Genomic DNA, 762 nt, shown 5'->3' on the forward strand with positions numbered 1-762 from the left:
TGCGGGTCGTAGGCAATCCTGGTGATGGCGCCGTCGGGCTGCTCGACGGCAATGAGACGGCCGAGCGCGTCATGCCGATAGCCGGTGCGGCGGCCGGCGGCATCGGTGAGCTCGACCGGATGGCCGTGCCTGCCGAGCTTGATCGTGGTGGCGCCGCCGGCGGCGTCGGTCTGGCCGGTCAGGCGCTTGTGGTCGTCGTAGCGGTACGTCTGTGTCCTGCCGAGCCCGTCGGTGACGATGGTTTCATTCGGGCCGTAGTCGAAAGTGAAGTGATGGCCGGCATTGGTCCAGTGCCGCACTACCTTGCCGGCAGGGTTATCCTGGCTGTACGCATATTCGGCGACCAGGCCGCCCGGGGTGGCGTGGCGCACCAGCATGTGATGGCGATAGGCATACTCGCGCACCACCTCGCCGGCGCGGTTGCGCACCGCCACCAGGTCGCCGGCTTCGTCGTAGTCGTACTGCACCAGCAGGGTCAATTCATGCGCCGGCAGGCCGGTGGCGGCATCGAGGTGTGCGCGCTGCAGGGCCACGCCGCGCAGGCGGTTGCGTTCGTAGTGCAGCACCAGCGTGCGGCCGGCGCTGTCGAGGATGCGCGACGGCTGGCCGTGGGCGTTGTACTGGATGTGGATGCGCAGGTGGTTGGCATTGCGCATTTCCACCAGCCGCGCCTGGCGGCCGTCGCCATGGCGCTCGAAGACATGGCGCAGGCCGTCGCGGTCGGCCAGCGCATAGCGGGCTTCGCTCTGGCGATGCAGAGTG

1 pseudogene is annotated in these 762 nt (G+C 68.8%); it reads right to left on the reverse strand.

The window, feature by feature from the left end:
• Positions 1-762 (reverse strand): annotated as a pseudogene (locus FH061_RS30165) (RHS repeat protein); the annotation flags it as partial.

It is taken from the genome of Noviherbaspirillum aerium (assembly GCF_008929045.1).
Lineage (GTDB): Bacteria > Pseudomonadota > Gammaproteobacteria > Burkholderiales > Burkholderiaceae_D > Noviherbaspirillum > Noviherbaspirillum aerium.